General features: G+C 42.0%; 11 protein-coding genes. 5 read left to right on the top strand and 6 right to left on the bottom strand.

Annotated elements, in window-relative coordinates:
- Positions 1–50: 50 nt before the first annotated feature.
- The 4 genes from D1367_RS10835 to D1367_RS10815 all read right to left on the bottom strand — a co-directional run bounded on the left by D1367_RS10835 (position 51) and on the right by D1367_RS10815 (position 3738).
- A complete protein-coding gene (locus tag D1367_RS10835; RefSeq protein ID WP_118166465.1) occupies positions 51–1196 on the bottom strand; it encodes a glycosyltransferase family 4 protein in 1146 nt (381 codons plus the stop codon).
- Between the two features lie 6 nt (positions 1197–1202).
- A complete protein-coding gene (locus D1367_RS10830) occupies positions 1203–1847 on the bottom strand; it encodes a DUF4291 domain-containing protein (RefSeq protein WP_118166464.1) in 645 nt (214 codons plus the stop codon).
- A 12-nt stretch (positions 1848–1859) separates the two neighbouring features.
- Complete coding sequence (locus D1367_RS10825; protein WP_118166463.1) at positions 1860–3014, bottom strand: NAD-dependent epimerase/dehydratase family protein; 1155 nt, start codon at positions 3012–3014, stop codon at positions 1860–1862.
- Between the two features lie 193 nt (positions 3015–3207).
- Positions 3208–3738, bottom strand: coding sequence for a hypothetical protein (locus tag D1367_RS10815; protein WP_118166461.1), 531 nt, complete (start codon positions 3736–3738; stop codon positions 3208–3210).
- A gap of 751 nt (positions 3739–4489) precedes the next feature.
- Here D1367_RS10815 and D1367_RS10810 point away from each other — a divergent pair.
- Both D1367_RS10810 and D1367_RS10805 read left to right on the top strand, forming a co-directional pair.
- On the top strand, positions 4490–5980 hold the full coding sequence (locus tag D1367_RS10810; protein WP_228674553.1) for an NF041680 family putative transposase: 1491 nt from the start codon (positions 4490–4492) through the stop codon (positions 5978–5980).
- Between the two features lie 151 nt (positions 5981–6131).
- A complete protein-coding gene (locus D1367_RS10805) occupies positions 6132–6875 on the top strand; it encodes an FHA domain-containing protein (RefSeq protein ID WP_228674554.1) in 744 nt (247 codons plus the stop codon).
- A gap of 59 nt (positions 6876–6934) precedes the next feature.
- Here the strand turns inward: D1367_RS10805 and D1367_RS10800 are convergent, their stop codons facing one another.
- The gene (locus tag D1367_RS10800; RefSeq protein WP_118166460.1) at positions 6935–7450 is read right to left on the bottom strand and encodes an ester cyclase; all 516 of its coding nucleotides are present in this window, start codon (positions 7448–7450) and stop codon (positions 6935–6937) included.
- A 242-nt stretch (positions 7451–7692) separates the two neighbouring features.
- On the opposite strand from D1367_RS10800, the gene D1367_RS10795 reads away from it, so the two are divergent.
- From D1367_RS10795 to D1367_RS10785, 3 genes are all read left to right on the top strand, one after another.
- The gene (locus D1367_RS10795; RefSeq protein WP_118166459.1) at positions 7693–8046 is read left to right on the top strand and encodes a slr0373 family blue light stress response protein; all 354 of its coding nucleotides are present in this window, start codon (positions 7693–7695) and stop codon (positions 8044–8046) included.
- Between the two features lie 78 nt (positions 8047–8124).
- Positions 8125–9636, top strand: a complete 1512-nt coding sequence (gene ycf46, locus D1367_RS10790; RefSeq protein WP_109006933.1) for a stress-responsive protein Ycf46 — start codon at positions 8125–8127, stop codon at positions 9634–9636.
- Between the two features lie 142 nt (positions 9637–9778).
- Positions 9779–10129: a DUF1257 domain-containing protein gene (locus tag D1367_RS10785; protein WP_012407317.1), complete on the top strand. Its 351-nt coding sequence runs from the start codon at positions 9779–9781 to the stop codon at positions 10127–10129.
- A 242-nt stretch (positions 10130–10371) separates the two neighbouring features.
- On the opposite strand, the gene D1367_RS10780 is transcribed toward D1367_RS10785, so the two are convergent.
- Entirely contained in the window at positions 10372–10593 is a 222-nt protein-coding gene (locus D1367_RS10780; protein ID WP_118166458.1) for a hypothetical protein, read from the bottom strand.
- Positions 10594–10633: the final 40 nt, after the last annotated feature.

The following is a 10633-nucleotide window of genomic DNA, read 5'->3' as shown; positions in this document are numbered from 1 at the left end:
ATAGCCCTGCCTCATCTCCCGGTTGGTGAGCGAAGTCGAACCACATCTCCCTACTCCCTACTCCCTGATTTTGCCAATTTTTCAGAAAATATTACCTTTTGATAGTAATCTACTAGCTGTCTGGTAGCAGATGGCCAACCCCAACTTTCTGCCTCCTGGCGAGCATTTTGACGAATGATGTCTCGTTGTTGTTTTTGTTCTAACAGGCGAACAGTAGCAGCTAATGCTCCTTGAACATCTGCTGTTGGCTCAAAAAGATATCCATTTACCCCATCTGTGACAATATCAGGAATCCCCCCGGAACGGGCTGCTACTACCGGACAGCCAGCAGCCATCGCTTCTAGTAATACTAAACCTAGTGTTTCTGTACGGGAAGGAAAGATAAAGGCATCAGCACTCGCAAAAGCAGAACCTAATTCTTGCCCCATGAGATACCCAACAAAATAAGTGTTTGTGCCAGCAAAGTGTTTTTGCAATGCTTCACGGTGGGGGCCATCCCCAACCAATGCTAACCGCGCTTCGGGAATTGCTTCTAAAATTGGTTTGATGCGCTCAATTTCTTTTTCAGCAGAAAGTCGCCCCACGTAAAGTAATAATGGACTTTCTGGATGATTTTTTGATAGGCGCGATCGCATCTCTACACTAGCTAAATCAGGGTGAAATAATTCCGTATCCACCCCACGTTGCCATAAATCTACACGTTCAATACCATGTGCTGTCAGTTCCTCCACCATTGCTGTGGAAGTACATAGATTTAAAGCTGCTTGATTATGAGCGCCTTTGAGCAGTTCCCAAAGAAAACCCTCCAGCATCCCCAAACCGTAATGCTGGAGATATTGGGGTAAATGGGTATGATAAGACGCCACTAAGGGTATTTTGAGGATTTTGCTATAAAATATCCCAGATAAACCTAAAACTGCTGGATTCACGACATGAATAATATCTGGCTTGAACTCTTCTAAAGCGTACCCAATGGCTGGGCGCGGAAGTGCCATTTTCAATTCTGGATACAATGGCAAAGGAAAGCCAGTTATGCCGTAAACTTTAGCGCCTTTGTGTTCTGTGATGCCTCCATCAGGGGCAATCACCAGTACTTGATTACCACTACGCTGTAAATGGTCAACAGTATGGCGCAGGCGCGTTACAATGCCGTCAACCTTGGGTAAAAAGGTTTCGGTAAATAGGGCAATTCTCATATAAAACTATTCAGTCCAGGCAGATAATCTCAGCTTTGCTTGTGTTTCGGTATCAAACACAGAATAGACCCTCTCCCGTGGTGTAATCAACTCTGCACATTCAGATTTAATGTTTTGCCTCTGTTTTTGTACAAAGTCTGAGATATCCTCAATGTTGACAATCCAATCTTTGGCGTAAGCAGCTAGTACTTCGCCACGTAACCCTAACTGAATAGCGCGTCTTTCTAATTTTGTCCCAGATGGGTGATGGTCTGGATCCCATTGTAGGCGGACTTGCGATCGCTTCAATGCTCTTTGCCATGCACTTTTATCAGGATAAAGTTCTGGAACGTAGCTGGAATGAACAGCCGCCGCTAAAATTTCTTCAATTGCCGAACGCTTAATCCAAATAGCTAACACTACCTCTTGCCCATTTTGTGTACCCCATCCAGAACGATACATCATCCAAAGGAAGTTAGGTTTTATCCAACTCATCCGCTCAAAACTGAAGTCACCACCAAAATAACCGTAGGTGGCGGCGAAGTTACCAATAGATGGACGATACGCCTGATAAACAACAATTGAATGGTCGTCATATTGTGCTAAAATATGACAACCATTTTCAGGCCAATTAATGACTTGAGTTAAATAAGGTTCTGTTATCAGCCGCACGCGGAGTTTACCCTAATTTCTGTGCCAAGAGACTTTGGGCAGAATTTGTTTGTGATCAACTCGCGTCTGATACTTGATGGCAAAGTTTAACAGAGAATCGAGTAAAGAATCAGAAAGCAAGTGAGGCTGTAAACCTAAATCGAGCAATTTAGTGTTTTTAGCGTTGAAGTAATGTTCTTCTTTCTCGACTCTGGGATTATCTAAGTGATTGATTTCTACATTCAATCCCATAGCGTTACCAGCTTTTTTCACCATCAATGCCAAGTCGCCGACGCTGAATTGTTCGGTAAATTGGTTAAATACGCGGAATTCACCAGCCTCAGCAGGGTTAGCGATCGCTAATTCCACACATCGTACTGTATCCCGAATATCCAAAAATCCGCGAGTTTGCCCACCTTTACCATAAACGGTTAAAGGGTGTCCGATCGCTGCTTGAATACAAAAGCGGTTTAGTGCAGTACCAAACACACCATCGTAATCCAGCCGATTAATCAATAGTTCGTCCATCCCCGTTTCTTCGGTTAAGACGCCATAAACTACACCCTGATTTAAATCAGTTGCCCGCAATCCCCAAATCCGGCAAGCAAAGTGGATGTTATGACTATCATGGACTTTGCTTAAATGGTACATTGAACCGGGTTGCTTGGGATAAGGTAGGGTATCCTTGCGTCCATTGTGTTCAATGGTGATATACCCTTCTTCGATGTCGATGTTGGGTGTACCGTATTCGCCCATCGTCCCCAGCTTCACCAAATGACAGTCGGGGAAATCTTCCCGCATGGCGTACAGCAAGTTCAACGTACCAACTACATTATTGACCTGGGTAACAACTGCATGTTCTCGGTCAATCATGGAAAATGGGGCCGAACGCTGTTCACCAAAATGCACCAGAGCATTTGGCTGAAATTTCTGTAATGTTTTATGAAGAAATTCGTAATTCGTAATATCGCCGATGAACAAATCGATAGATTTACCCGTCAAATCTTGCCAGCGCTGGAGACGTTGTTGAATTAGTGCGATCGGAGTGAGAGTTTCAACACCAAGTTCATTATCCCAATGCCGCCGCACCAAACTATCTAAAATTCCAACTTCATAACCTCGATTGGAAAGGTAAAGAGCAGTTGCCCAACCGCAATATCCATCACCACCAATAACCAGGACTTTCATCTTCACCAGTTTTTACTCGCTGATAGCTAAATCTATCAGGTTTCTGTCCCATCTCAATCATCATTATGAGGGAAATGTGGATTTTGGGCGCAGGGAGCAGCAATAAATAAGGGAAAATTAGAGGAATTTTTATTTTTGTACAGACGCGATTCATCGCGTCTCTCTTGTTCGATTCATCGCGTCTCTCAGTCTCTTAGGACTTCGGAATCCGATACTGTTGGGCAATGTAATAAAACAAACGATAATAATCTTGAAATCTTTGGCTCTTGCTTCGTCCTCGCCAATAGTATTTTACTTGACTCTGAGTTAGTGTCAGTGTCATTGAACCTATATCTTTATCAACCTCTACAACCATTACCCCAGATACTCCTTGGGCTGTTTGAAAGTTGGATTTTGTCTTTTTTAACGGCTCTTGCTCTGTAACAATCGAATTTGGTAACTGCTGACTTGCCCACCCCCGAATTTCCACTGAGTTATCCTGTGGTGAAAGAAACGCAATTCCATCATCATTTGCTGGTGCTGCTAAAGAAGTCCAGTTACTCGGATATGGAAATTCAAAGCCATAACGGGAGTTGCTATAAGTTTTCCAGGCGATCGCTCCAGCGTTAAAATTATTTGCAGTACAACCCCACAAAATTATTAACAGGGCAATAACCCCGCTAACGCTGGCGGCAAACCGATAAATTCTTCGCCCCAAACTACAGATTTTATTCGCAGTAGCCATTTACATTACACATTTTGCCAAAGTCACTGATTTTATAGAAGAGCCAGAAACTTAGATCAATACCTTCGCCAATTTACTAGCTATTCTCGAATCCGTAAACTGCTGAACAAACTGCACCAAAAGAGCGCTGATTAAAAATTCAATAATATTCAGGATATTTACCATTCTCTTTTGAGTTCTCAGTAGAGAAACTTATAAAAAGTGCTTTATCACACATTTTATGCACAGTGCATCTCAGACAGCCGAGCTAACTTTGGAGCTTTTTCACTTTTGGACTTTGGACAAAAAAGATTTGTTCGCGGGTATTAACCGCGAACAGGAAATGATTAATCTTGTTTATAGTTTTTCGCCTCTTTGATCAAATCTGCTGACCCTACTAGAGACTCAAGTAGCTAAAGTAATATAAAAATTTATGTTCTTAGGACTTACGCATTGACAGAAAAGCCAAAATAACAGGTAGAGTTTTCAAGGCTGATAGCTAGATTTTTCAATGAGATTTTAGCGATCGCACTCAATCAAAGGTGATTGATAAAAGCCTGAAACAACGTATTTAGGTTGATGCACAAGATAGTTATTTTGTACAGTGCGTAAGTCCTAGTTCTTTGGTGATATTACTTATTTGATTTGGGACAAAAATTGTAAGCAAAGCGTATTAATTTCGCTTGCTTTAGCGTGGGCAGAAAAAAAGGATAGCCACCAGACCCCCAACAAATAGTAATATCAACGACAAAGTATCTTTGGGTAAATACTGATGGCTATGCCAAAATTTAATAACAATCAATTAATAGCGCAATTTCAAGATTTTAGACAAAAAATTTACAACTGTTTTGAATCATGTAGTGATGCCTGTATGAATTTGTTGGATGCGCTTGCGGGGAATACGGGAGCCAATTCAATTGCTGAGTTATCTTTAAGTCCTTTGTTTCCAAGAACCTATAACTCTATTTATAAAGCTATAATTGCATCATTTAATACAACTAGTCAGGAGATGAACAATGAAGAACAAGAAGGAGGAAAAGAAGAAGAAGAAAAAGAAGAAAAACCAAATAACTTAATTAGGGTGGTGTCTGAGTTAATTAGGCAACCACAACAACGCCCTTTTTACTTATTTGCAATAGATACAACACCACATCCGCGTCCTTACGCGAGGACTTTAGCTGAACGTGGGTATATTTACCAGCCAAATACTATCAAGGGTAACAAACCTATTAATATTGGTCATTCTTATTCGATACTTTCTATCTTACCAGAGAAAGAAACTGTGAATGCAGCCCCTTGGTCAATACCAATATCAGGAGAAAGGGTATCACTTGATAAAACTGGTGTTGATGTGGGTAGTGAACAAATTTCCGAAGTGATGTCTGATTCATCACTGCCCTGGCAGGAAAAATTGTGTGTCTTAGTAGCAGATAGCGCCTATAGTCAGCGTTCATTTCTGTTTGAACAGTCCAAACACAAAAATTTGGTAGTGATAGCCAGAGTTCGTAGTAATCGAATTTTCTACCAATCTCCACCCGTTGACTCCTCAAAGAAAAAACGTGGTTGTCCAAAAAAATACGGTGAACGGTTTAATTTAGCTGATGTTGAAACTTGGCACTCTCCCGACGAGACAACACAAATTCAGCAGACAACCCGTAAGGGTCGTCTTTTAAACATCACCATACTCGCTTGGCATCAAATGTTGATGAGGGGAACCAAGCACCAAAAAATGTACCGTCATCCTTTTACTCTGATTAGGATTCATGTGACTGATGATACTAATCAATCTCTCTGGAAACCAATGTGGTTAATTGTCATAGGTGAGCAACGTGGAGAAATCTCACCTACAGTTGCAAACCATTGCTATAGACAAAGGTTTGATATTGAACACATGTTGCGATTTAGCAAGCAGCATTTGTTGATGACGGAGTTTCAAACTCCAGACGTCTTGCATGAGGAAAATTGGATACGTTTAGTAATGCTTGCTTACGCACAACTCTGGGCGGCAAAAGATTTAGCAACACACTTACCTAGACCGTGGGAGCGTTATTTAAAACCTCAAAGTGATACAATCATGACTCCCAGTACCGTGCAACGCGATTTTCCGAGAATTATTTCAGAGATTGGTACACCCGCTCGTTCTCCCAAAACCCGAGGAAATTCAATCGGTCGAGTTCAAGGTCAGGCTCAAACGCAACGCACTAAGCATCCTGTTGTCAAGAAGCAGTCAAAATCAACACCTAATAAACAAAAAGCCGCGTAAATTTTCTTAGGCTTTAGGCGTTTAACTCAGTTGTACTCAGTTTGAAAAATAACTGGGGTAATTTATGATGCCTAGATTTTAAGTTCGCGTGTAATCTACGCGAACACTTCTTTTTTGTCCAAAGTCCAATCACTTCCAAACCAACAAATCTTTGCAATTTCCAGCAAATCTTTCTGTAATTTCCATCGGTAAGCCAAACGACCAAAAATCACCAGATATTGATATCTCTGGCTTACCAGATTCGGATGTGGCATCTCGCATCCACGCGCAAATTTGGATAAATGGGGATGAATACCATATCACCGATTTGGGCAGTTCTAATGGTACATACATTAATGGTGCGAAACTTCAACCTCAAGTTTTTTTCCCACTGCATCCAGGAGATAGAATTTCCCTTGGGCAGGGAGACAAAATAACTTTTATGTTTAGGGTGCAGCAGCACTCTGCATCTGCCACAACAAATCCTCCGCCAAATTCCGCACCCACAAAAATTACAGCGCCTACCATCGGCAAAGAAGAGGAACAAGTAATCCTTGCCAGTAAGCTTATTGGCTTAGGACTAATCCTCGCAGGCTTTACATTTTTAAGTACAAGTATTTATGTGAGCGTCTACTTACGCAGCACGCCTGGAATTTTGCTGTGTATGGGAGGTGTAGTAGCTCTAAATTGGGGTGGGCGCGATAATCGGAAACTGGGATGGGTGTTGATTGGCATAGGAATTGCTCTATTCCTTGCCAGTGGTGTTGTAATCGGCTCTGTGTCCCTTTTCTCTATGCTGGTGTCATTCGCTGGCATCTCTTGTGGATATCAGTTGTTTACAACCGGAAAGGTGTTCAACTTTAATCCGCTTACACTCCAAATAGTTAAAAAATCAGCCAACTCAGGCAATCATTAAATTAGCGATCGCTAATTCACGTTCTGGTAAAAATCTTGGCTGTTCCCTTAACCAGAAGATCACACACCCAAGTTATTAATTCCTCTTGGTTTTTTAAACAGCTTTGATAAAAGACTTTTAAGGATATGTGGCAAAAGCACAGGCCCTGGTAAAAAGACAATACCCAACTGTTGCATTAATCCAAGGGCATCTCCTTGTCCCCAATGCTCTACAATTTTGCTGTTTTCAACGCGATCAATATGCATGATTGATAACTTAATTTGCTTACCTGTTGAAGGAAGACCTTGGAAGTCACCAAGATGCGTAGCTGTAAATGTTCCACAAGTAACAACTTTATCTCCTTCAACAAGCACCTGGTCAAATTTATGTTGACCATTCGTAAAGGCTAAGTAAAAAGCCATACCGAACTGTTTAAAACCTTCACTGTCAAGAGGGGCAGATGTGCCAGCCATGTGAGCGACAAAATTAGGAGCCAGAAGCGCAAAGGCTTCGCTAATATTCCGCCTGTCGAAAGCTCCATAGAACTGAAGAACGATATCTTTATTTTGTTCAGTTGGACTTATTTCTTTACACATACAGCTTTACAAATAGCTTATCGAATAATTTATCGTCCCATTGTTGGGGAATGATTACGAGCCACAACCCATCAAATTTTCTAGTGTAAGCAGTTGATAATGGCTACTTAATAAACAGCATTTCCGCCTTTAATGTAAATAAATGTAACGAAACTAGCGTTAAAACGTTTTGCTGTCTTGACAAGCAATAAAAGAACCGATACCTTGATATACATACCCGGGTAAGACCGTTAAAGAGTTATATGCAAACGCAAACTAAGCAAAAGGTCACTTTGTATTTATCGCCAGAGTTGCACAGAAAACTGAAGATTCGTTCAGCAGTCGATTCGGAGCCAATGTCAGAACTTGCCGAACGTGCCCTTGGTTTTTATCTATCTAATCAAGAATTAGTTGACGAGTTAGAAGATTCTACTTATGGGCGGACTCATAGAGTTTATTCATGCCCAACTTGTGATAGCTCACTAGTCTTACGTGATGGGGAACTGGTTACTTTAGGCAATCAACCAGGAGTAGTTGGTCAAGAGCTTCTTTCCATTGATGAAATGGACGAAGATGAAACCAATCCCAAGGGTGAGGAAGAGTTAGTTCCTTGCTAAATAGATATTCATGATTCGGTTGTCTTTACCAGAAGCAATGTCTCTACTGTCTCTATAAGGTCTCAAGTAGGTCGAAGTATGAAAGAAGAGCTCAATATCCTAATTCAAGCTCAATACCCTTTAATCTACCTTGTGACCTCCGAGGAAGAGCGGGCCGAGCAAGCAGTTTCCACCATCGCCCAGTTATTAAAGCCCCAGCGCCGAGTATTTGTTTGGACAGTAACCCACGGGATTGTAGAGTATGGTCAACCCCGGAATGTTACTCAACATAATACTGTGTCTCCAGAGGCGGCGATTGAGTGGATAATTCGGCAGAAAGAACCTAGTATATTTATTCTTAAAGATTTACACCCCTTTATAGATGCGCCTGCAACAAATAGATCGTTACGTGATGCGATCGCTAGCTTTAAAGGCACGCAAAAGAACATCATTTTAATGTCTCCAATGCAACAAGTACCTATAGAGTTAGAAAAAGAAGTTGTTGTTATCGATTTTACGCTGCCAGATATGGCGGAGTTAAATAAAGTACTAACTCAGCACGTAGACCAAAATCGCGGTCGGCGGTTGACAACAGAAGCTAGAGAAAAGCTTCTCAGAGCTGCTTTAGGTCTAACTAAAGATGAAGCTGAGAAAGTCTACCGAAAGGCACAGGTAACTACAGGGCGTTTGACGGAAGATGAAGTAGATATCGTTTTATCTGAGAAAAAGCAACTAATTCGGCGCAATGGGATCTTAGAATACATTGAAGAAGATGAAACCATTGATGCTGTAGGTGGCTTAGAAGAGTTAAAAAGATGGCTCAAGCAACGCTCTAACGCTTTTACAGAAAGAGCTAGAGAGTATGGTTTGCCTCAACCAAAAGGGATGTTAATTCTCGGTGTTCCCGGTTGCGGTAAGTCATTGATTGCTAAAACTACTTCCCGACTGTGGGGTTTACCACTGTTGCGGTTGGATATGGGGCGAGTTTACGACGGCTCAATGGTGGGACGAAGTGAAGCAAACTTGCGGAACGCCCTGAAAACAGCAGAATCTATTTCGCCAGCGATTTTGTTTATCGATGAATTGGATAAATCCTTTGCTGGTAGTGGAGGTTCATCTGATTCCGATGGGGGAACATCAAGCAGAATCTTCGGCTCTTTCCTCACATGGATGCAAGATAAGAAATCACCAGTGTTCGTGATGGCAACCGCCAACCGAGTAGAACGCTTACCTGGCGAGTTCTTGAGGAAAGGACGCTTTGATGAAATTTTCTTTGTCGATCTGCCAACACCGGAAGAACGGCAACAAATTTTTAATATTCATCTGACCAAGCGCCGTGAAGACATCTCTCGATTCGATCTTGAGCAACTAGCTAAGATGTCTGATGGCTTTTCTGGGGCAGAAATTGAGCAAGCGATCGTTGCGGCAATGTATGAAGCTTTTGCCCAAGATCGGGAGTTCACCCAACTAGATATTATTGCTGCACTGAAGGCAACATTGCCGCTGTCTCGAACGATGCAAGAACAAGTAACGGCTCTGAGAGATTGGGCCAGACAGCGCGCCCGCCCCGCAGCATCCTCCGTAGCTGAATATCAGCGAATGGAGTTTTAAAAGCTTTCCTCTGCCATCCCAGGGGGAAAGGCTAGCTCCCAATGCTAGCAGTTATAAGAAAAAGCCGCATCCTGCTAAGAGCGGCTTCGCCCGAAACAAACCGTTGTCGTTTTTCTCAATCTTCTCATTGGAGGAAACCCAAATGTCTCACTTTAGCACCCTGCGTACCAAGATCACCGATGCCGAAATCCTCAAAGCTTCCTTGCGCGACCTCGGTATCAGCGTAAAGACTGAAGCTGATGTCCGTGGTTATAACGGTCAGCGCGTCCGTTCTGACATCGTTGCTATGTTAGATGGCGAATATGACCTCGGTTGGTCTCGCAACAGCGATGGTTCTTTTGACCTAATTGCTGACCTGTGGGGCGTTGCTAAGAAGCACAACCAAACCGAGTTGATCAACTCAATCAACCAAAAGTATGCCGTTAACAAAACTTTGGCTGAAGTAAAACAGCGCGGTTTGCAAAACGCCAATGTGAAGTTGGTATTGCAATAAGAATTACTCTGCGCGTTCCCAAAGCTGCACGGGTTAACCATATCAATAGCGGTTAGCCCGCTTTTTTATCGGGACTGAGAAATAAATCTCAGTCCCGATTTTTATAAAATTTTATCCTTGAGTCACACTCAGCTAAACATAAATCAATACGCTTGGGTTAGAGCCAAAAACCTTAAACTGCGTAGGTTGGGTTGAGGAACGAAACCCAACATTTATCAGAATTTGTTGGGTAACACTAAAGTTCAACCCAACCTACGATTATCCTTAACTGAACTGTATTGAAACATAAATAAGTCTAGCTCATCTACATTGTGAATAATATTGGAATCAGAAACATTATATGCCACTGCTAGTTTAATACTAGCTTGCAGCCTCAATTCTACATTTAAACTAGGGTTAAAAGCTGCTTGAGCTAAGTTACCCAATTTTTCATAAGGGCTATTTTGCGTTTGAGCTACACGCATAATCCAGTTGGGTGATTAAGGATTCTTCTAGTTCGGCTTC

It is taken from the genome of Nostoc sphaeroides, from assembly GCF_003443655.1.
Taxonomy (GTDB): Bacteria; Cyanobacteriota; Cyanobacteriia; order Cyanobacteriales; family Nostocaceae; genus Nostoc; species Nostoc sphaeroides.
The sequence above is the reverse complement of the archived record's forward strand: the minus strand, read 5'-3'. Positions and strand labels throughout refer to the sequence as shown.